Here is a 20,967-nt window from a genome sequence, read left to right as displayed (position 1 = left end):
GGTAAGTGAATTCCATCAGCGATTGCGGCTAGCTGGCAGCCACCTCACGCGTCCGTCTGTACTTCAATTTCAGACCACCTCCTTCCTTGTGTACAGGAGAAAGTACGCCCACTTCACGATGACGGCAACGTATTTTCCACAGAAACTTTTCCGACGCATATCACCTGGTCAGCTGGTGTGCCGTCCGGAAGTTGGTGGGTGACGACAACAACGGTTCGCGAAGAATCGACCAGCGTTGCGTCGCGACTGAGCAACTCGCGGAGCAACTGATCGCCCGCCTCCGCGTCCATGTGCTCGGTCGGCTCGTCGAGCAGCAGTACCTCCGCGGGCGAGACGATCGCGCGCGCCAACAGCAACCGACGACGCTCACCGCCCGAAACCGCTCGCATGCCGCCGACCAGGTAGGTGTCGAGCCCGTCCGGCAGTTCCGACAGCCAGTCGCCGAGACCAACTGCGGCAAGTGCTTTCTCCGCGTCCTCGGCGGTGAGGTCACCGCGTGCGACGCGCAGGTTCTCGAGTACCGACGTCTCGAAGAGGTGTGCGTCCTCGGCGAAGTACCCCACGTGCCGACGCAGCTCGGCCGGATCGATATCCGAAACGTCCACCGAGTCAACACGAACTGTTCCCGCGACGGGCGGCAGCAGTCCCGCCATCGTCATCAGCGCAGTGGTCTTTCCCGATCCACTCTCGCCGACGACGGCAACACGAGCACCGCGAGGAAGATCCACCGACAGCGGTTCGGTCACCTTTCCCCCGGGCCAACCCGCCCGCAACGCGTGCACACTCAGGACCCCGTCCTCCGGCCACGCACGATTTCCTTCAACGTGTTCGGCGTCGGCTCGATCGAGTACCGCCATGATGCGTGCCGACGCCAGCCGCGCCTTGGTCAATGCCACCGCCGCGCTGGGCAGTATCGCGGTTCCCTCGAAAGCCGACAGCGGAAGCAGTACAAGGATTCCCATGGACATCGGTGACATCTCGGTGGTTCCGTACAGCGTAATTCCGATCAGCAGGGCACCGAGGACGCTCACTCCGATTGCCAGGGGCGTGGTAGCGGCGGCAAAGGCACTCGGGACCGCCGCGCGATCGGTTGCGTCGACCACATCGTTCTCGGCAGAGACCGCCTCGCTCACCGCCTGATCCAAGCGACCCGATACCCGGAGCTCGGCGGAATGGTCGAGGGCGGTCACCGCGGACTCACTGAATCGCGCTGCGGCAGCAGAACTGTCGGCCTCGGCTAGTCGAGCAGCACGAGCCGACAGCCAGGGTGCCGCGATCCCGGACACCGCCAGCGCAACGGCCAGAATGAGCGCGGCCGGAACCGAGATGAACAACAGGATTCCCACCGCAGCAAACGCGAGGACAATCGAGACCGCAATCGGGATCAGTGCTTTGACGACGACGTCGCCCAGTGCATCCACGTCGGCGCCCGTACGTGAGAGCAGGTCACCGCGTCGTAGTCCGGCTGCTGCCGCGGGATCTCCTGCGGCCAACTGCTGGTAGATCCTCGATCGCGCCGCGGTGGTTCCGCGCAACGCGACGTCGTGCGTCGTCAATCGTTCGAGATAGCGGAAGACACCACGCGAGATCCCCAATGCGCGTACGGCAACCACCGCAACACTGAGGTCGAGAACGGGAGGCATCTCCCAGGCCCGCGTGATCAACCACGCAGACAGCGCGGCCAAGGCGAGGGCGCTGCCGAGTGTTGCGACGCCCGCCGCGACCGCCGTCAGAACGCGTCGTGGCCGAAGTTCCAGTAGCCGCAGAGCACGCAGGAGCGGATCGTGAGTATCACTTCTCATGAGCGTGTACCTCGACAATCCGGTCAGCCGCGGCGAGCACACTCGGACGGTGGCCGATCACGACCACGGTGTCGCCGCGCTCCGCCCGTGCTCTCAGAGAAGCCAACACTGTCCCTTCCGAATCCGAGTCGAGGTGAGCGGTGGGTTCGTCCAGGACAAGAACTGCGCGGTCCGAGGCAAGCACGCGTGTCAGTGCCAGCCGTTGCCGCTGCCCCAAAGACAGACCTGTACCGCCGACGCCGATCACGGTCTCGACGCCCGCAGGCAGCTCGGCCAGTACCGCGTCGAATCCCGTCGCAGCAGCGGCGTGGGTCAGTGCTTGCGCATCGACGACCCCGGTGAGATCGAGATTTTCACGAACGGTGCCGGGTAGGAGGACCGGATGCTGGGGAAGCCAGGCCAACTGACTCCACCACGCGTGCTCGTCCAGGTCTCGGACATCGACGCCGGCGACCGTCACACGCCCACTGCTCGGTTCGATCAACCCGAGCAGCGCGTGCACTGCCGTCGACTTGCCGCAGCCGTTGGGACCGGTGAGCACGGTGATCGCCCCTGGCGATGCCATGGCGGAAAGTCGAGACGGTGCGACTCCCCCACGAGAGGCCACACCGAGTCCGTCGAAGACGATGTCGGCGCCTCGAGCGACCACCGTCGTGCTACCACCCTCCGGCGCGGCAGAATCCGCCTCGATAACCTCGAATGCCTTGTCGGCTGCCGCCATTCCGTCATCGGCGGCGTGGAACTGGGTTCCCACCATCCGAAGTGGCAGGTACACCTCGGGGGCGAGGATCAACGCGACTATCCCCGGCTCGAGTGACATGTCGCCGTACACCAGTCGCAAGCCGATACTCACGGCCACCAACGCGACGCAGAGCGTTGCGAGCAGTTCCAGCACCATCGAGGACAGGAACGCGACGCGGAGAGCTGACATCGTCGTTCGCCGATGAGCGTCACCGAGTTCACGGACGCGCTCGGCAGGACCTTGCTGACGACCGAGCGCCCGCAGCGTCGGCAAACCGGCAAGAAGATCGAGCAGTTGCGAAGACAACGTGGTCATCGCTGCCAGCGTCTTCTCCGACTTACCCTTTGTCAGCAAGCCGATCAGAATCATGAAGATGGGGATCAGCGGCAGCGTCACGAAGATGATGACCGCAGACGTCATGTCCTGCACCGCAATGACTATCAGGGTGATGGGTGTCAGCGTCACCGACAAGACCAGGGCCGGAAGGTATCCCGTCAGGTACGGACCAAGGCCGTCGACACCTCGGGTGACCACGGTCGCGATCTCGTCACGCCGCGGATCCAGATCGCGAGGACTCATCGCCGTCGCCGACGTCAGCACGCCGTTCTTGATCTCGGCAACGACGCGAGTCGACGCCCGGTGCGCATACCTGGTCTGCAGCCAGGTCCCCAGAACTCGGACCGCCACAGCTGCGGCGAGAACAACCAATTCGGTTGTCCACGAGGAAACATCCACAGTTCGAGTGGTGATCACTCCGGCCAGCACCCGGCCGATCATGAGCGCCGCGACGATGACCATCACGACGTTCACCATCGACAGAGCAACAGTCAGGATCAGATAGCCGCGCGCAGAAGCGGAATGTCGCCACAGCCGCGGGTCGATCGGCCCCCGGCGACGCTCCCGAGTGGTGGGAGCGTCGCCTACTTCGATAGTCACGTGAATTCGACCGTCAGTTCTTTCGTGATTCGAATGTGTCGTGATTCAAGGTTGGTGACTACCACGTCTTCTCCTTGAATCGCAGACCGATCGACGCCGGAATCTGCTTGGAGGAGATGCGCTGTCGGAACACCCAGTACGTCCAACCCTGGTAGATGATCACCACCGGCGTCATGAATGCCGCGGCCCACGTCATCACCTTGAGCGTGTACGGACTCGACGACGCGTTCTCGATGGTCAGGCTGTACGCCGGATCCAGCGTCGACGGCATGACGTTCGGGAACAGCGAGGCGAACAGCAGCACGACGGTGGCGATGACGGCCACACAGGTGAGAACGAAGGCCCAGCCTTCGCGCTCGGCCCGCGTCAGGAAGACGACGCCGATCAGTGCCGCAGCAGCGGCAGCTACCAGAATCCACGTCCATCCCTTGCCGTAGGCGAGTTGCGTCCACAGAACGAATCCGCCGGCAACAGGAATAGCTGGAATTGCCAGTCGTGCAGCAATTTTCACGGCATCTTCACGAACCTCGTCGGCACTCTTGAGTGCCAGGAACACTGCACCGTGGAGAGCGAACACCAGCGCGGTGGTCAGACCGCCGAGCAGCGCGTACGGATTGAGCAGATCGAAGAATCCCGACTCGACCTGCTTGTCGGCGTTGATCGCCACGCCCCGAACGATGTTCGCGAAAGCCACGCCCCAGAGAACTGCCGGGACCCAGGAGCCGAAGATGATGCCCCAGTCGCAACGCTGACGCCATTTGTCGTCGTCGATCTTGCTTCGCCATTCGATGGCACAGATACGAACGATCAAGGCCACCAGGATGATCAGCAGCGGTAGATAGAACCCGGAGAACAACGTCGCGTACCACTCCGGGAATGCCGCGAACATCGCGCCACCGGCGGTGATCAGCCACACTTCGTTGCCGTCCCACACCGGGCCGATCGTGTTGAGCGCTACCCGTCGACGCGTATCGGCCGGGAGGTCACTGCCTCTGCCGACGATCGGCATGAGCATTCCGACACCGAAGTCGAACCCTTCGAGGACGAAGTAACCGATGAACAGTACTGCGACGAGCACGAACCATACTTCTTGAAGTCCCATGATCGCCTCCTAGTACGCGAACGACAGTTGTTTGGGCTTGTCCGGATCTTCCGGCTCGTCATGATCTGTATCGCCCGGCGGATGCATGTCGTGCTCCAACGGGCCTTCCTTCGCGTACCGCACGATCAGCTTGAACCAGACGACTCCCAGCGCTCCGTACAGCAGGGTGAAGGTGATCAGCGAAGCCCAGACGGTAGCCGACGCGTGGTCCGAAACACCTTGGTCGACAGTAAGTCTGATCATGTCGACGCCGGTCGGGTTGGGATGCACCACCCAGGGCTGACGGCCCATCTCGGTGAAGATCCAACCGGCGCTGTTCGCCATGAACGGAGTGGGGATCGCGACCAGGCTGAGTATTCCGAACCACTTCTGGTCCGGGACCCGCCCCTTACGAGTGACCCACAGTCCCGCGAGAGCCAGTGCTGCCGAACCGGCGGCGAGGCCGATCATGGCGCGGAAAGACCAGTACGTGACAAAGAGATTCGGTCGGTAGTTACCCGGTCCGAAGTCCTGCTCCGCCTGCTCCTGCAGTTGGTTCACGCCTTGCAGTTCGACGCCGGTGAACTTGCCCTCGGCCAACCATGGAAGAACGAACGGCACCTTCAGAACGTGCGTCACGCTGTCACAGTTGTTGTGAGTGCCGATAGTGAGGATCGAGAAGTCCGGATCCATCTCGGTGTCGCACAGCGATTCCGCCGACGCCATCTTCATGGGCTGCTGCTGGAACATGAGCTTGCCTTGGACGTCACCGGTATAGATGATGCCGATTCCGGCCACGATCATGACGAGCAACGCGAATCGTGTTGCCGGACGGTACATCGTGCGCGCGTCGGACTCGAGGCGTTCGGCTTCGGCGGCCTCAGCCTGCTTGGCGCGGCGCATGTTCCGCACCATCCACCAACCACTGATGCCGGCAACAAACGTCGCCGCCGTCAGGAAGGCGCCGGCAACCGCGTGCGGGAAGGCAGCGAGAGCGGTGTTGTTGGTCAGCAGCTCCCAGATACTGGTGAGCTCGGCACGACCCGTTTCAGGGTTGTACGTCGCACCGACCGGATGCTGCATGAACGAGTTGGCCGCGATGATGAAGAATGCCGACGCGTTGACGCCGATCGCCACGAGCCAAATGCACGCCAGGTGTACAAGTTTGGGCAGCCTGCCCCAACCGAAGATCCAGAGTCCGATGAAGACGGACTCCATGAAGAAGGCGACGAGGCCTTCCAATGCGAGCGGAGCTCCGAAGACGTCACCGACGAATCGCGAGTACTCGCTCCAGTTCATGCCGAACTGGAACTCCTGCACGATGCCGGTGGCTACACCGAGTGCGAAGTTGATGAGGAAAAGCTTGCCGAAGAACTTGGTGAGCCGATACCAGTGGTCCTTTTTGGTGACCACCCACATCGTCTGCATGATCGCGATCATCGGCGCAAGTCCGATGGTCAGCGGAACAAGGATGAAGTGGTAGACGGTAGTGATACCGAACTGCCACCTGGAGACGTCCAAAGTATCCATTGGCTACTCCGAGAGTAGGGCCCTGGGACAGGCTTCGGGGTTCGAGACGCGGGCAGTCGCTCGGCCCCTGCGGACACGGTACTGCTGTCCGGTTTGGACCGCAGGACTTTGCTACTACCAAATGTAGTAGAGACCTGTCGCGATTCCTATTCGCCTATCGCCCTGCTGAATCCGAATCAATTGCACGTTCAACCAATTCCGCGAATTCCCCGGAGACCTTCGGCTCTGGCAATGTGAGCCCGTCGAGTGTATGGACGCGTGCGGCCAGCGTGACGCTCGAAACCATCCACACTCCGTCGGCCGCAATCAAATCCGCAGGTCGGAGGGTTTCGTATCGGCAATCGAAGCGAGCACTGCCGGCAACGTCGAACAGGGCGCGCTGCGTAGTGCCCATCAAAATGCCCTGTGCGGGAGGCGGTGTGATCAAAGTCCTGTCCCGAACGATCACCACCGTCGAGCGTGGCCCCTCCAACACATTGCCCTCGGAACTGACGAAGATCACATCGTCAGCACCCAAATTCGCCGCATATCGAAGCGCTGCCATGTTGGTTGCGTACGACAACGTCTTCGCGCCCAGTAGCTGCCAGGGTGCCCGGGCAGAGAGATCGACAGAGAAACCTCGCTCGAGAGTCATCACCGACAACCCCGATTCGCGGACCTGTCTGACCCGATCGGCCACCGGACCGACCATCACGAAGGCTGTCGGCTTGTCACCGCTCTCACGGCCGCGGGTCAGAACAAGACGAAGAGCGCCTTCCTTCTCGGTCCCCCACTCCTCGGCAGCCATCTCGATCGCCAGACGCCAATCATCGAGAACGGGAGCGGGCAGACCGAGTGCCCGCGCGCTCAGAACCAGTCGACTCAGGTGTCCCTCGACCACCCGGGCGCGGCCGTCGCGTACCAACAGCGTCTCGAAGACTCCGTCGCCGCGCACCACCGCCAGGTCGTCGGCGTGCAGAAACGGTGCGTCAGCATCGAGCACCTCATGGTCGAGAGTCACCAATACGCGATCAGGCATGCCATCAACCCTAACGATCCGCCAAGCCGCCGGGGCCGCCCTGTAACCGCGATCCCGCCCACACTCCTAGACTGGTCTCGTGGTCGACAACGCTCTTGTGCCCAACAGCCCACTTCTGACTTCCCCCGGCGCGGTCACCGCACCGGACGGTTCGGCCGACATCGGTGTCGCGTGGCACTACGGCGATCCTCTCGGCGAACAGCGAACCGCGCAGCGCGCAGCAGTGGTGGTCGACCGCAGTCACAGATTCGTGATCGCCATTCCCGGCGACGAACGCCTCACGTGGCTGCACACGATTTCGAGCCAGCACATCGCCGCGCTCCCCGACGGCAAGAGTGCCGAGAACTTGAGCCTGGACGTCAACGGACGCGTCGAGCACCACTTCGTGCAGACGGACCTGGCAGGTGTCACCTGGATCGACACCGAGGCGAACCGCGGACCCGACCTTCTCTCCTTCTTGAAGAAGATGGTGTTCTGGTCCAAGGCCGAACCTCGAGACGGCAACGAACTCGCGGTCCTGAGCCTGATCGGACCCGAAGCGTCAACTGTCCTCGCCGCACTCGAGGTTCAGACACCCACCGAGGCCTACGACGCTCACGCCTTGGCCGACGGCGGATTTGTCCGCCGCATGCCGTGGCCTACCGAGAACTCTTTCGATCTTCTCGTCCCACGTGAGCAACTGGCAGCGTGGTGGACCAGGCTGACCGATGCCGGCGCCAAGCCCGCCGGCAGTTGGGCCTTCGAGGCACTGCGCGTCGAAGCGACGAGGCCTCGCCTCGGACTGGACACCGACGAACGGACCATCCCGCACGAGGTCCACTGGATCGGTGGGCCGGCCGAGCACGGCGCCGTCCACCTCGACAAGGGGTGCTACCGCGGTCAGGAAACCGTCGCCCGAGTTCACAATCTCGGCAAGCCCCCGCGCCATCTCGTCATGTTGCACCTCGACGGCAGCGCCGAAGCCGTCCCGGAACCGGGTGACCCGATCACGGCGGGCGGACGGGCCGTCGGACGCGTCGGGACCGTCGTCAATCATCACGAGCTCGGCCCCATCGCACTCGCTCTGATCAAGCGCAACATCCCGGTCGACACCGAACTGATGGCCGGCCCCAGCGCTGCGTCCATCGATCCGGATTCGATCGTGGCGGACGACGCACCCCAGGCCGGACGTGAGGCTGTCAACCGATTGCGCGGAAAGTGACGGGCATGGTCGACGCGGTCTGCGTCGTCCACACCGAACGTGACAGTGGCGTCAGGCGAGTCCCCCGTACCGCGATCGACAAGCGTCCCGTCGACGGCCGCGTCGCGGTCGGCCGACTCGGTCTGGGTGGCGACTACGTCTGCGACACCGAGTTCCACGGCGGCGCCTTCCAAGCTGTCTACGCGTATCAGCGCGACGAAGCGCAGCGCTGGTCGGACGAATTGGGCCGACCTCTCGGCCCCGGATGGTTCGGCGAGAATCTTCACATCAGCGGGATGCTCGTCACGGACGCCGTGATCGGCGAGCGTTGGCACATCACCGGAGCCGAGGCGTCGGACGTTCTCGAACTCGAGGTGACTGCTCCCCGCGTCCCGTGCGGCACCTTCGGCATCTGGGCCGCGGAAAAGGGCTGGGTCAAAAGATTCACCGAGCGGACCGACGTCGGCGCCTACCTTCGCGTCAACCGGACCGGCACGATCGCCGCGGGCGATTCGGTCACCCGAGTCCACGTACCGGATCACGGAGTGACTGTTCGAGAGGTCTTCGCCGGAACGGACCCTGAGCGGCTTCGACGGCTGCTCGCAGAACACACCGACCTTGCACCGAACGTCACCGCGCGCGTCCAGAGGTTCATCGAACAAGCAGAAGCGCAGGTGCACTCGTGAGTATCGAATTGGTGGAAGTGGTCCGCTCCGGATTCCGCGAATGCGTGCATCGCGGATCGGCCGTCATTCTCGGCGCCGACGGCGAGGTCGTTGTCGGACTCGGGGAAATTCACACACCCATTTACCCGCGCTCGGCGAACAAGCCGCTGCAAGCCGTCGCTGCGCTTCGAAACGGCTTTGCACCCACCAGTCCGGAAGAGCTGGCCGTCGCGTCGTCCTCACATGCGGGCGAGGCCGATCACATCGAACTGGTCGCAGCGCTTCTCGCTCGCTACCAACTCGGTGTCGACCAGTTGCAGTGCCCCTCCGATCTGCCGGGCAACGAACTGGCCCGAGCCGAACTGATCGCAGCGGGCGAGCTTCCCAGCCCGATCTACATGACCTGCTCGGGCAAGCACTCCGCGATGCTCGCCACGTGCGTCGTGAACGACTGGCCGCTCGAGACGTACATGGAGCCGACTCATCCCCTCCAACTCGCGATCCAGGAGACGATCTTCGATCTCAGCGGCGAGGAAGAGCAGGAACTCGGCATCGACGGTTGTGGTCTCCCGATCGTGCCGCTCTCGCTCACGAACCTGGCTCGGGCATTCGGACGCCTGCCCTCGGCTGAGCCCGACTCACCCGAACGAGCTGTGGCCGACGCGGTCCGCGAGAACCCCTTCCTCGTCTCGGGCACCGGCCGCAACGATCAGCGCCTGATGTCCGCCGTGCCGGGTCTGTTCTCCAAGACCGGATACGACGGCATCTACGCCGGAGCGCTTCCCGACGGTTCCGCTTTCGCCCTCAAGATCGACGACGGTCACGAGCGGGCGCTCCTGCCCTTGGCGGCAGCTCTGCTCAAGCGGATGAACACCGAGTGGACCGAGGAGTTGGCGGCTCTCGCATCCGCTCCGGTCTTCGGCGGCGACGCCCGAGTGGGGACGATTCGCGCAATTCCCGGAAACTTCTGAGCAGTTCTCACAAAGTTCTGACGAGTTCTTTCAGCATCCTGGCAGCTCGCGGCCATAGTGAGAGCAATCAGACACGGCGGTGAGGCCTTCGTGGAAGCGGAAGCGACTTTTCCACGCTAGAGTGTGTGTCAGGAAACTTACACACTCAAACGGGGCCGCCAAATTCCCCAGGCCGCCCCGCGAAAGCGCGAGGGGGTCAGCCATGGGCCGCGGCCGGGCTAAGGCAAAGCAGACCAAGGTTGCACGCGAATTGAAATACAGCGTACCGACCACGGATTTCGACAGCCTGCAAAGAGAGCTCGCAGGTGGATCGACCAACTCGCATCGGAGCAGTGTCCGATCGGACCAGACTTCCGATAGGGAAGGGCATGCGCGAGAGGACGACTACGACGACTGGCGGCGTTGACCGCGCACTGCCACCGCGCAGACCGTGAAATGAGGAAGAGCTGATCGCTCTTCCTCATTTTTGCGTTCGATTTTCCGCCTCGCGCCTACTTGTACGGACACACAAAACTGCCCCACCGGATCTCTCCGATGGGGCAGCTGGCGTTGCGGTCTAGAAGCGCGGGTGGTCTCCGGCCAGGAACGCACGCTCTGCAGCGGCGTCCGACGCCTTCTTGACGCTACCGAGCGTCCAGCAGTCGATGTGGCGTGCGGTGAGGACGGCAAGTGCACGGTCGACGTCCTCGGGTGCGACGACGGCGACCATGCCGACGCCCATGTTGAACGTCTGCTCCATCTCGGCGCGCTCGACGCGTCCGCGCTGCGCGATCATGGCGAAGACCGGAGCGGGGCTCCAGGTTCCGCGATCGAGTTCGGCGACCAAGCCCTTGGGCATGACGCGCGCGAGGTTGTTGGCGAGGCCGCCACCGGTGACGTGGCAGAACGTGCGCACGTCGGTCTCGGCAGCGAGTGCCAGGCAGTCCTTGGCGTAGATCTTGGTGGGCTCGAGCAGTTCCTCACCGAGCGTGCGGCCGAACTCGTCGACGTGTGCGCTCAGGTTCATGCGGTCGATCTCGAGCAGGACCTTGCGGGCCAGTGAGTAACCGTTGGAGTGCAGTCCCGAAGAACCCATCGCGATGACGACGTCGCCGGGGCGAACGCGATCCGGTCCGAGCAGCTTCTCGGCCTCCACGACACCGACGCCGGTGGCGGAGAGGTCGTAGTCACCGTCAGCCATGATGCCGGGGTGCTCGGCGGTCTCGCCACCGAGGAGAGCGCAACCGGCCTGGATGCAGCCCTCGGCGATGCCGCTGACCAATTCCGCGACGCGCTCGGGGATGACCCGGCCGACGGCGATGTAGTCCTGGAGGAACAGCGGCTCGGCGCCACAGACGACGAGGTCGTCGACAACCATGGCGACGAGGTCGAGTCCGACCGTGTCGTGCTTGTCCATCGCCTGCGCGACAGCGAGCTTGGTTCCGACGCCGTCGGTCGATGCGGCGAGCAACGGCTCCTTGTAGTCACCCTTGAGGGAGAACAAGCCGGCGAAACCACCGAGGCCACCCATGACCTCGGGGCGGCTGGCCTTCTTGGCCAGAGGGGCGAAGAGTTCCACCGCCCGGTCGCCTGCGGCGATATCGACTCCTGCTGCCGCGTAGGAGGCGCCTGCGGTGCGGTGACTGTCCTCGGTCATCGGGTTACTACTCCAGCCTTGTATTTCTCGCGAGCACGTATTGCTCGTGCACAGGTAAGTGGTCTTGCAATGTGAAGTGTTTGCAATCCTCGTGACGCGAGATGGATCGTTCGACTCGAGACCCAGAGCGCGCACACAAATACCGACGATTACGCCCATACGCTACCGGACCGGCCCCCTCGGTGAGACCTCGCGTACCCCGAGACGTCAGTTCTGCAGCCGCGCACCGATCGAGGCGTGCAGTGCGCGCAGACTGTTCTGCCCGAGTGCGACCGTCTCGGATTCGATGTGTTTGAGGAGGTGTCCGTCGTGGACGACCTTCTCGCTCGACTGGATCAGTACCGTCCCGGCTCCGGTGAAATCGAACTGGCGTTCTTCGCCGGTGTTCGCGCCGAACATGCTTCCGCGAACCGCGCCCAGGAAGCTCTGCATCCAGTCGGCATCGAAGTGGTGGGACGGCGACGGGCAGTCGGCCCAACCCACCAACGCCTGCGGGTCGATGCGGAGCGGCGGCTCCGCGAACATGACCGGGCCATTGGACGACGCCAGGAACTTGCCTGTCCCCAGTAGCGTCAAAAAGCCTGGGACGATGGACTGTTTGAGGTCCAGGCTGGTCTCGAAGGCGAGGAGATTGGCCGCGCGAATCGTGAGGTTGCCGTCGTCGAGGTCGTAGGAATTGATGTTGAATCCGCGGTCCCCGAGGATCAACTTGCCCTGTCCCTGAGCGAGCACCCAGTCGTCCGCGTAGAGCGGTGAAGAAAACCTGGCCGCGACGATCGCCGTCATGCTCGTGCGCCCGAGCGGCTCGAAGTTGATGTTTCCGTAGTACGCGATCATCGCACCCTTGGACGTGAACCACGGTTGTCCGGCCATCTCGACGCAGAAGGCGTAGTCGTTGCCCGGGACGTTGTCGTTGGCGGGCAGAGTTGCCGGATTGTGAATTTCGATACCCATGCTCTGTGCCCTCTCAGAACTTCTGCTCGGACGCCTGGACCCAAACGGTGCCGGCGCCGGTCATCTTCAGCTGGATGGACTCCCCCGAGCCCTTGCCGACGGCCTCGCGCCAGCCGACGTTCGCGGAGATGTCGACGTTGATCTGACCGATGTGGCACACGTATGCCTGCGGGTCGACGACGACCTGAGGATTGTTCGGACCGACCTGCAACGGAATCGCGCCCCCGTGCGAGAGGACCGCGACGCTTCCCTGTCCGTGCAACTGCGTCGTGAACAGCCCTTGACCGGTCATGGCGCCGCGTACTGCTCCGCGCACACCGCCCTGCGACGTGAGAGCGACTATCGAACTCTGGAGGTAGCCGTCGTGTGCGAGGAGTCGGTCGGCTTCGACGGTGAGCATTGACGACCCGTCGAGGTGGATGACCTCGACGTACAAGCCGGCGTGCCCGTAGAAGACCTCACCGTTTCCCTCGGCCGCCATCATGCGTGCGTGTTCGCCGGACATCATGCGGCCGGCCATCCCGGCGATCCCGCCCATGTTCGGCATGGCGCCGGGCCCACCGCCCATGCTGTGCGGGATGAAGCGGACGTCACCGGTGTAGTAGAGCATCGACCCGGTGCGGGCGAGCACGTTCTGGCCCGGCGCGAGGGTCGACTTGACGACCTTGCTGTTCACCAATTCCAACGGCATGGTTCAGCGCTCCTCGGGCTGGATGTAGACGACTCCGGATCCGTCGAATCGCAGCGAGAACGCTTCACCGCTGCCACCGCCGATCGCGGAGCGCCAGGTGACGTCGGTGACGAAGCTCTGGTTCAGCTGGCCACGGTGAGCGACGAATGCGTCGGGATCGGCAACCAGCGGATACTGCGGGCTGACTTCGAGCGCGATGATCGGTCCGCCCTTCGACAGCACCGCCACCAGACCGGTGCCGCTGACGACCGTCGTGAACAAGCCCTGTCCGGAACCTGCGCCGCGGAGACCGGCAAATTTCACGTCGGTTCGCAGTTGGCCGACCAATGCGAGCAATTGCGAGGCTTCGACGTGCAAAGCGTCGTTGTTGAGCTCGATAATCGTGATGTCCTGGGCGTCGACCGCGAAGTAGACGGTGCCTTGACCACTGACTTCCATCAGGGACAGTGATTCACCTGCCGCCTTCTGTTTCAGCGCGGCACGCAGCCCGCCACCACCGCCCATTCCGGCGTTCTTGAAGGTGATCGCACCCTCGTACGCCACCATCGAGCCGTTGATCGCTTTGATGGTGTCCCCCACCAGGTCTGCGACCAGTACCCGGTGCCCATCCATTCTCAGTTGCGCCACGGAGGGCACTATGCCAGATGCTCACGACGTATGCCGTGTCGTGGAACAGAAAGTCGTGAACAGAAAATCTGCCGCCCACATGCTGTGGACGGCAGATTCTCGGCTGTCGAATTTCAACGATTCTGATGTTCAGGGGCGGCTGAGCGCGCTCGCATTGTCGTTGTCGCGAGTGGCCGTCGAACCTGCGGTGCTCTCGAGCATCCCCTCGAGGACGTTCTTGCCGATCGACGTTTCCTTGGGAAGCGCGATCGGGTAGGTCCCGTCGAAGCACGCGGCGCACAGACGGCTGGCCGGCTGCTCGGTGGCGGCGATCATGCCCTCGGTGGAGATGTATCCGAGGGTGTCCGCTCCGATGGAACGACGCACACCGTCGAGCATCTCCTCGAACGTCGCATCCCGTCCGCCCGCGCCGTTGGCAATCAATTCGGCCGGTGAGGCGAAGTCGATGCCGTAGAAGCAGGGCCACTTGACCGGCGGCGAGGCGATACGGACGTGAATTTCAAGGGCGCCGGCTTCGCGGAGCATCCGGATGAGCGCACGCTGAGTGTTACCGCGGACGATCGAATCGTCCACCACCACAAGGCGCTTGCCGCGGATGACTTCCTTGAGCGGGTTGAGCTTGAGCCTGATACCGAGCTGACGGATCGTCTGCGACGGCTGGATGAAGGTGCGGCCGACATAGGCGTTCTTCATCAAACCCTGGCCGTAAGGGATGCCTGAGCCCTGTGCGTATCCGACTGCTGCGGGGGTGCCGGACTCGGGAACGGGGATGACCAAGTCACCTTCGGCGGGATGCTCGCTGGCGAGCAGACGGCCGATCTCGACGCGGGTCGAGTGGACCGAACGGCCACCGATGACGCTGTCGGGACGCGCGAGGTAGACGTACTCGAAGACACAACCCTTGGGAGTCGGGTTCGCGAAACGCGAGGAGCGGACGCCGTCGGCGTCGATCGCGAGTAGCTCACCGGGTTCGATGTCGCGAACGAACGACGCACCGACGATGTCGAGGGCTGCGGTCTCGCTGGCGACTACCCAACCGCGGTCGAGTCGACCGAGGCAGAGCGGGCGGATGCCGTGCGGATCCCGCGCTGCGTACAGCGTGTGCTCGTCCATGAAGGTGAGGCAGAACGCGCCCTCCAACGTGGGAAGCAATTCCATTGCGGCCTGTTCGATGGTGCTGTCGCCGGCAGCGTGTGCCAGGAGACCACCGATGAGGTCGGAGTCGGAAGTCGCTGCGTTGGGGCGCTTGTCGTTGACCAGGCCGGCTGCACGGGTGCGGCTCGCGAGTTCAGCGGTGTTGACCAGGTTGCCGTTGTGGCCGAGCGCGATGCCGGTTCCGGCAGTGGTGGTACGGAAGATGGGCTGCGCGTTCTCCCACGTCGTGGAACCGGTGGTGGAGTAACGGCAATGTCCGACGGCGACGTGACCTGGCATCGCTGCGAGGGTCTGCTCGTCGAATACCTGGCTGACCAGGCCGAGATCCTTGAACACCAGCACCTGGGAGCCGTCGGCTACCGCAATGCCGGCAGCTTCTTGACCACGGTGCTGAAGTGCGTACAGGCCGTAATAAGTGAGCTTCGCCACATCCTCTCCCGGCGCCCAGACGCCGAATACACCGCATTCTTCGCGGGGCTCGTTCTCGTCCTCGTCGGACGGGTTCGAAGCGAGGAGATTTGGACTGTTGACCGACAGATCGGCACGAGTCACCGGGCGCTCCCTTTGTGGGCAGGGGTTGGGGGGCATCCACAGTCTACGGCCATTTTGGGACTCACTTCCCCTGAGGGCTGCCTTGGCTCTCAGATCACGCCGAAGCGAACCGGATGGTCTCTCTCTGTTACTGCGTCAACCACTCTGTCACTACGCCAACCCCTCTGTTGCTAGGTCAACCGCAGCAGTGGGAGCCAGTGCGCAATTTCGGGAGCGCGGCTACCTGAGGCGTCGACTCGTCCGTCACCTGAGGCCTCGGAGAACTCGAGCAATCCGGTGACCATCTGCAACCACGTCCGAGCGTCCGTCTCGACGACGTTGGGCGGGGTTCCGCGCGTGTGACGCGGACCTTCGATGCATTGCACCGCAACAAACGGTGGGACCCGCACCTCGACGCTCGATCCGGGGGCGATCTGTTCGAGAGTGCGCGCACTCATCTTCACTGCCGCACCGAGTTCACTGCGCGAAGGCTTCGGCAGTTCCGGATCTCGAAGCCACGGGCCGACGGCCAGGACGGCGGCACGAAATTCGGCGGGGTCGACGGCGCGGCGGGGCGGCATCAGTTCACTCCCTGTCTGCGAGTAGCGATACGAACGGCAAGTGCGCCACCGGCATTCGTGGCCAGGTGCAGCAGGGCGGGAGCAAGCACGCTGCCGCCCCGGCGGTGCAGCCACTCGAACAGCAATGCCGAAGCACCGGTGAATGCCACTGCTGCGGGAACGTTGTCGCCGGCGCCGCGGGCGGGGGCGACGTTCACGGTTCCAGACCGCGGACATCGCGCTGCGGAACAACAGCTCCTCGGAGAGCACTGTGCCGAACGGGATGTGCAGGATGATCCATTCGAGGAAGTCTTCGCGGCCGTCTGCTCGCTCGTCGGCAGCGAGAGTCGCGCGCAACGAGGGAACGGCTAAAGCGACGCTGTAACCCGTAAGCACTGCGCCGGCCGCGGCTCCGCCGAACCGGGCGCCACCACGAATGCCGGTGTGCGCCAAGCCGAGTTCCTCGCGGGTGTAACCACGTGCGAGTAGGACTCCGATGGCCGACAGACCGGCCGCGGTGTTGACCACGGCGCGGGCTCGGGGCGAAAGACCGAATGCCGGAAGCACGACGTTGCTCCAGGTGATCGCGGTAGCGCAGAGCGCGATCGAGGCGACTCCCCTCACTTCTCGGGGCCCTCTGATTTCACGGCGACAACCAATGCCGACCGCACTCGCTCGGTTTCTGCGGCCGTCCACCCCTCGGGCTGGGCGACGCTGATCCAGGCGTCCAGAACGGAGGTTCCGTAATTGTGACCGTGACCGTCGGGAACTCCCGCAGCGTTACCGAGGTCTGCAGACACCTGCCAGAACGTCACGACCGGGAACCATTTCATCGACGGCGAGCGGTCGAAACCGGGCACTTCCTTGAGCCACTCGGGCCGATTGAACATGAGGTCGGGTGACCACCACACCACTGGATCGGAAGGGTGCTGGACAAACAGAACCCGCGGCTGCGGCCACGTCATCCCGTCGGTCGGAATGTCTTCGGAGCGATCCGCGAACCGCACGCCGGCCAAGCCGTCCGCGTAGACGGGAGCTACTTCGGGAGTGCCGGGATCGCGCCTCTTCTCGATCGAACGCCACAACTGCGTCGCGTTCGGTGGGCCAACCCACAGAATTCCGTCGGCGGTATCGCGCGCCGCTTGCAGTGTGTCGAAGGCTCCGGCGCCGGCCATGACGCCGAGGCTCTCGCCGTAGACCATGAACTTCGGCCTGGTGGCTTCCGGTTCCTGGAGCCATCTTTCGTGTACCCGCTCGATCAACAGGCGTCCGGCAGCTTGCGCCTTCTCCTGGTCGGCGAGGAATGAGATCCAACTCGGCAGGTACGAGTACTGGCTGGCGACAAGAGCAGTGTCGCCGTCGTGCACAAGTTCGATTGCCTGCGCCGCAGTGGGATTGACCCACCCCGTACCCGTCGTCGGAATGACCACGAGAACCTTGCGCTGGAATGCGCCGGTCCTCTCCAGCTCCTTGATGACCAGATCCATACGCTCTTCGGGATCTTCGGCGCTTTCAAGTCCGGCATATACGCGAATCGGATCCATCGCAGGCTTACCGGTTGCCGCTTCGAGTTCCTGCGCGTCGAGTCCGCGCGAGACGAAGTTTCGTCCCTCGAACCCCAATGTGTCCCAGGGAGCGGCTGATTCGGGGCTACCCGATTTCATCGGATCCTGCGGTTCGACGACGCCGTCGCGAGTGGTCGAGTTCTGCAGACTGAAGATCGAGTTGGTCGCTGCATAGATTCCGCGGACCAGGACGCCGTCGACCAGCATGAAGAACAGGACGGTGACAACCAGGACACCGACGCCATTGGCCACCGACCGTGACCAGTGGAACCGCCGCATCAGCTGTCGGGCAATCAGTTTCACCAGATCGTGGAGGACCCGCCAGATCGAGATGAGCAGGCCACCGACGAGCAGGCTCAGTCCGAGGGTTCGGATGTAGCCGGAAGTGGTCGTGCCTTCGGCATCGGTCAGTGCCGCGATTTCACGTTGCCACCCGGCCGCGTAGACCAGCATGATGATCGCCGCGACGATGGACGCGACCGGAACGAAGACCTTGATCGCGGAAGGCACCGGCTCGGGCAGTGGCCACCACCGTCGCCCGCTTAGCAGGTATCGCTCGACAGCCCAACCGATCGCAGTACCGACGCCGTAGCCGATGGCCGAGTTGATTCCGCCGATCAGACCTTGGAAAAGCCAATCGCGCGGCAACAGCGAAGGGGTCAACGACCAGCAGAAGAAGAACGCGGCAAACGCGATGCCGGTGAAGTCGAGTTTGAGGAGCCCCCACGCCCACTCGGTGAAGCGGTTGTCGAGCTTCTCGAGGGGTGCGGGAACAGCCAGCCGCAGGTGGTGTTCCTGCGGCTGGCTGTCAGAAGAAGTCAGTTCTCCGGAATCGACCATCTATCACCCGAACAGTGCGGGCAGCGTTCCCTCGAAGGCCTCACGGAGCTTGGCCATCGTGACGGAGAAGTGTCCCTGGACCTCGACGGAGTCGCTGCCCTCGTCGACGACCCCGATACGCGTCCACGGCAAGCCGCGGGCGGTGCACATACCGGTGAAGCGAGTCTCCTCGGTACGCGGAACTGCAACGAGGACACGTCCCGACGATTCCGAGAACAAGGTCACGAACGGATCTGCGCCCTCGGGAATCAGGATGCGGCAACCGGTTTCGCCGGCCAGCGCGGCTTCGACGACAGCCTGGGCCAGTCCACCCTCGGAGAGGTCGTGGGCTGCGGTGACGAGACCGTCACGCGAAGAGGCGAGCAGAATGTCGGCGAGCAGTTGCTCACGGGCGAGGTCGACCTTCGGCGGCACGCCACCGAGGTGACCGTGCTCGACCTGCGACCAGATGGAACCGTCGAACTCGTCGTGGGTCTCGCCGAGCAGGATCAGCGTCTCGCCGGGCTCGAGTCCGAGGCCCGTCGGGATGCGGCGGTGAACGTCGTCGATCACACCGAGGACGGCAACCACCGGCGTCGGCAGGATTGCCGTGGATCCGGTCTGGTTGTAGAAGCTGACGTTGCCGCCGGTGACGGGGATGCCGAGGGTGGCGCAGCCGTCGGCAAGGCCGCGAACGGCCTGCTGGAACTGCCACATGACACCCGGGTCCTCGGGAGAACCGAAGTTCAGGCAGTTGGAGACGGCCTTGGGCGTTGCGCCCGTGACTGCCACGTTGCGGAAAGCCTCGGCCAACGCGAGCTGCGCACCGGTGTACGGGTCGAGCGCGGTGTAGCGGCCCGAAGCGTCGGTGGACAGTGCGATTCCGCGTCCGGTCTTCTCGTCGATGCGGATGACACCGCCGTCGGCGTTCTCGGCCAGGACGGTGTTTCCGCGGACGTAGCGGTCGTACTGCTCGGTGATCCACTTGCGGCTGCACAGGGCAGGCGAGGCGATCATCTTCAGCAGGGTCGCTTCGAGCTCGGCGTCGGTTTCGGGACGCTTCAGTCCGGCAGTCGTATTCGCGATCAAGGCATCCTGCGTTGCGGGACGCTCGACGGGGCGGTGGTAAACCGGGCCCTCGTGCGCGACGGTGCGCGGGGGAACGTCGACGACGGTCTCGCCGTGCCAGGAGATGGTGAGGTGCTCACCGTCGGTGACCTCGCCGATGTCGGTGGCCAGGACGTCCCACTTCTTGCAGACCTCCATGAACGCATCGACGTTCTCGGGCGTGACCACGGCGCACATGCGCTCCTGCGATTCGCTCGAGAGCACCTCGGCCGGGGTCATGCCGGTGGCGCGCATCGGAACCTTCTCGAGGTTGATGTGCATGCCGCCGTCGCCGGCCGCGGCCAGCTCGGAGGTGGCGCAGGACAGCCCGGCGCCGCCGAGGTCCTGGATGCCGACGACGAGGCCGGCCTTGTAAAGGTCGAGACAGCACTCGATGAGCACCTTCTCGGTGAACGGGTCGCCGACCTGAACCGCGGGCAGCTTCTTACGTCCGCCGGTGTCTCCACCCTCGTCGTCGAACGTCGCCGACGCGAGGACCGAGACGCCGCCGATTCCGTCGAGACCGGTGCGTGCGCCGAACAGGATGATCTTGTTGCCCGCGCCCGAAGCGAAGGCCAGATGCAGATCCTCGACGCGCATGACGCCGGCAGCGAGGGCGTTGACCAGCGGGTTACCTGCATAGGACTCGTCGAAGACCGTCTCGCCGCCGATGTTCGGCAGGCCGAGGGAGTTTCCGTATCCACCGACACCGCGCACGACACCGTCGACGACGCGACGGGTATCGGGGGCGTCAGCAGCACCGAACCGAAGCTGATCCATGACGGCGATCGGACGAGCACCCATGGCCATGATGTCGCGGACGATGCCGCCGACACCGGTCGCCGCACCCTGGTAAGGCTCGACGTACGACGGGTGGTTGTGGCTCTCGACCTTGAACGTGACTGCCCAGCCGTCACCGATGTCGACGACGCCGGCGTTCTCACCGATACCGGCCAGCATGTTGGCGCGCATCTCGTCGGTGGTGGTCTTGCCGAAGTATCCGAGGTGGACCTTGGAGGACTTGTACGAGCAGTGCTCGCTCCACATCACCGAGTACATCGCCAGTTCGGCGTCCGTGGGACGGCGGCCCAGGATCTCCTTGATGCGTGCGTATTCGTCGTCCTTGAGACCGAGCTCCTTGAACGGCTGAGCGGCATCGGGATCAGCCGATGCGTGCGTGACGGTATCGACCTGGTGAGCAGACACTGGAGAGTGGTCCCTTCCCTACGGGAGTCAAGAGGCAAGCCGGCGCGGAGCGGGACACCACGAATGTGCCCAACGAAAGAACGTGCCGGGGGACAGTCTATCGGTGTGGGCCGACGACTTCCGCAGACGGCAGCACCCGCAACACCTCCGGGCCTGCGAAGTATCGCCGGTCACACCCGCCCCGGTTGGGT

At 64.0% G+C, this 20,967-nt stretch carries 17 protein-coding genes and 1 pseudogene; 4 read left to right on the top strand and 14 right to left on the bottom strand.

Translation table 11 applies throughout. The features are described from left to right. Nucleotides 1–113 precede the first annotated feature (113 nt). From cydC to YH3_RS17570, 5 genes are all read right to left on the bottom strand, one after another. Nucleotides 114–1,802: a thiol reductant ABC exporter subunit CydC gene (gene cydC, locus YH3_RS17590; RefSeq protein ID WP_064443781.1), complete on the bottom strand. Its 1,689-nt coding sequence runs from the start codon at nt 1,800–1,802 to the stop codon at nt 114–116. Further along, nucleotides 1,792–3,480 (bottom strand): thiol reductant ABC exporter subunit CydD, encoded by a 1,689-nt coding sequence (gene cydD, locus YH3_RS17585; RefSeq protein ID WP_064443780.1) that lies wholly within the window; start codon nt 3,478–3,480, stop codon nt 1,792–1,794. Before cydD ends, cydC begins: the two co-directional genes overlap by 11 nt. A gap of 58 nt (nt 3,481–3,538) precedes the next feature. After that, nucleotides 3,539–4,582 carry a cytochrome d ubiquinol oxidase subunit II gene (gene cydB / locus YH3_RS17580; protein WP_003939727.1) on the bottom strand — a complete coding sequence of 348 codons (1,044 nt, stop codon included), beginning with the start codon at nt 4,580–4,582 and terminating at the stop codon, nt 3,539–3,541. Nucleotides 4,583–4,591: 9 nt separating this feature from the next. After that, nucleotides 4,592–6,091 (bottom strand): cytochrome ubiquinol oxidase subunit I, encoded by a 1,500-nt coding sequence (locus tag YH3_RS17575; protein ID WP_042451401.1) that lies wholly within the window; start codon nt 6,089–6,091, stop codon nt 4,592–4,594. Between the two features lie 154 nt (nt 6,092–6,245). After that, on the bottom strand, nt 6,246–7,109 hold the full coding sequence (locus YH3_RS17570) for an aminodeoxychorismate lyase (RefSeq protein WP_007733829.1): 864 nt from the start codon (nt 7,107–7,109) through the stop codon (nt 6,246–6,248). 79 nt (nt 7,110–7,188) lie between these two features. On the opposite strand from YH3_RS17570, the gene YH3_RS17565 reads away from it, so the two are divergent. The 4 genes from YH3_RS17565 to YH3_RS34975 all read left to right on the top strand — a co-directional run bounded on the left by YH3_RS17565 (nt 7,189) and on the right by YH3_RS34975 (nt 10,331). Beyond that, nucleotides 7,189–8,310, top strand: a complete 1,122-nt coding sequence (locus YH3_RS17565) for a folate-binding protein YgfZ (protein ID WP_007733828.1) — start codon at nt 7,189–7,191, stop codon at nt 8,308–8,310. After that, on the top strand, nt 8,307–8,975 hold the full coding sequence (locus YH3_RS17560; RefSeq protein ID WP_042451408.1) for an MOSC domain-containing protein: 669 nt from the start codon (nt 8,307–8,309) through the stop codon (nt 8,973–8,975). The genes YH3_RS17565 and YH3_RS17560 overlap by 4 nt, the downstream gene beginning before the upstream one ends. Continuing rightward, nucleotides 8,972–9,925, top strand: coding sequence for an asparaginase (locus tag YH3_RS17555; protein WP_003940365.1), 954 nt, complete (start codon nt 8,972–8,974; stop codon nt 9,923–9,925). The genes YH3_RS17560 and YH3_RS17555 overlap by 4 nt, the downstream gene beginning before the upstream one ends. 202 nt (nt 9,926–10,127) lie before the next feature. Next, nucleotides 10,128–10,331, top strand: a complete 204-nt coding sequence (locus tag YH3_RS34975; RefSeq protein ID WP_003940337.1) for a DUF3073 domain-containing protein — start codon at nt 10,128–10,130, stop codon at nt 10,329–10,331. Nucleotides 10,332–10,481: 150 nt separating this feature from the next. Here the strand turns inward: YH3_RS34975 and purM are convergent, their stop codons facing one another. The 9 genes and pseudogenes from purM to purL form a co-directional block, all read right to left on the bottom strand. After that, nucleotides 10,482–11,561: a phosphoribosylformylglycinamidine cyclo-ligase gene (purM, locus tag YH3_RS17550; RefSeq protein ID WP_003940225.1), complete on the bottom strand. Its 1,080-nt coding sequence runs from the start codon at nt 11,559–11,561 to the stop codon at nt 10,482–10,484. A gap of 207 nt (nt 11,562–11,768) precedes the next feature. Beyond that, complete coding sequence (locus tag YH3_RS17545; RefSeq protein WP_003939813.1) at nt 11,769–12,515, bottom strand: AIM24 family protein; 747 nt, start codon at nt 12,513–12,515, stop codon at nt 11,769–11,771. Between the two features lie 13 nt (nt 12,516–12,528). Then, complete coding sequence (locus YH3_RS17540) at nt 12,529–13,206, bottom strand: AIM24 family protein (protein WP_003939918.1); 678 nt, start codon at nt 13,204–13,206, stop codon at nt 12,529–12,531. 3 nt (nt 13,207–13,209) lie between these two features. After that, entirely contained in the window at nt 13,210–13,818 is a 609-nt protein-coding gene (locus tag YH3_RS17535; protein ID WP_003940441.1) for an AIM24 family protein, read from the bottom strand. A 144-nt stretch (nt 13,819–13,962) separates the two neighbouring features. Continuing rightward, nucleotides 13,963–15,540, bottom strand: a complete 1,578-nt coding sequence (gene purF, locus YH3_RS17530; RefSeq protein ID WP_064443779.1) for an amidophosphoribosyltransferase — start codon at nt 15,538–15,540, stop codon at nt 13,963–13,965. Between the two features lie 170 nt (nt 15,541–15,710). Then, complete coding sequence (locus YH3_RS17525; RefSeq protein ID WP_007733822.1) at nt 15,711–16,100, bottom strand: sterol carrier family protein; 390 nt, start codon at nt 16,098–16,100, stop codon at nt 15,711–15,713. Further along, nucleotides 16,100–16,703 (bottom strand): annotated as a pseudogene (locus YH3_RS37320) (CPBP family intramembrane glutamate endopeptidase). The gene YH3_RS17525 and the pseudogene YH3_RS37320 overlap by 1 nt, the downstream one beginning before the upstream one ends. After that, entirely contained in the window at nt 16,700–18,484 is a 1,785-nt protein-coding gene (locus YH3_RS17515) for an alpha/beta-hydrolase family protein (protein ID WP_042922291.1), read from the bottom strand. Before YH3_RS17515 ends, YH3_RS37320 begins: the two are co-directional and overlap by 4 nt. Nucleotides 18,485–18,487: 3 nt before the next feature. Then, nucleotides 18,488–20,776, bottom strand: coding sequence for a phosphoribosylformylglycinamidine synthase subunit PurL (purL, locus tag YH3_RS17510; protein ID WP_007733819.1), 2,289 nt, complete (start codon nt 20,774–20,776; stop codon nt 18,488–18,490). Between the last annotated feature and the right edge of the window lie 191 nt (nt 20,777–20,967).

Origin of the sequence: Rhodococcus sp. YH3-3 (genome assembly GCF_001653035.1) — a bacterium.
Classification (GTDB): Bacteria; Actinomycetota; Actinomycetes; order Mycobacteriales; family Mycobacteriaceae; genus Rhodococcus_F; species Rhodococcus_F qingshengii.
Note: the sequence above shows the minus strand (reverse complement) of the source record. Positions and strands in the feature narration are given on the sequence as shown.

Coding starts and splice junctions, on each gene's coding strand:
- purM (WP_003940225.1), bottom strand. CDS start 11,561: ATGACCGAGGACAGTCACCGCACCGCAGGCGCCTCCTACGCGGCAGCA.
- YH3_RS17575 (WP_042451401.1), bottom strand. CDS start 6,091: ATGGATACTTTGGACGTCTCCAGGTGGCAGTTCGGTATCACTACCGTC.
- YH3_RS17570 (WP_007733829.1), bottom strand. CDS start 7,109: ATGCCTGATCGCGTATTGGTGACTCTCGACCATGAGGTGCTCGATGCT.
- YH3_RS34975 (WP_003940337.1), top strand. CDS start 10,128: ATGGGCCGCGGCCGGGCTAAGGCAAAGCAGACCAAGGTTGCACGCGAA.
- cydC (WP_064443781.1), bottom strand. CDS start 1,802: ATGAGAAGTGATACTCACGATCCGCTCCTGCGTGCTCTGCGGCTACTG.
- YH3_RS17535 (WP_003940441.1), bottom strand. CDS start 13,818: ATGGATGGGCACCGGGTACTGGTCGCAGACCTGGTGGGGGACACCATC.
- YH3_RS17525 (WP_007733822.1), bottom strand. CDS start 16,100: ATGCCGCCCCGCCGCGCCGTCGACCCCGCCGAATTTCGTGCCGCCGTC.
- YH3_RS17540 (WP_003939918.1), bottom strand. CDS start 13,206: ATGCCGTTGGAATTGGTGAACAGCAAGGTCGTCAAGTCGACCCTCGCG.
- YH3_RS17515 (WP_042922291.1), bottom strand. CDS start 18,484: ATGGTCGATTCCGGAGAACTGACTTCTTCTGACAGCCAGCCGCAGGAA.
- cydB (WP_003939727.1), bottom strand. CDS start 4,582: ATGGGACTTCAAGAAGTATGGTTCGTGCTCGTCGCAGTACTGTTCATC.
- YH3_RS17545 (WP_003939813.1), bottom strand. CDS start 12,515: ATGGGTATCGAAATTCACAATCCGGCAACTCTGCCCGCCAACGACAAC.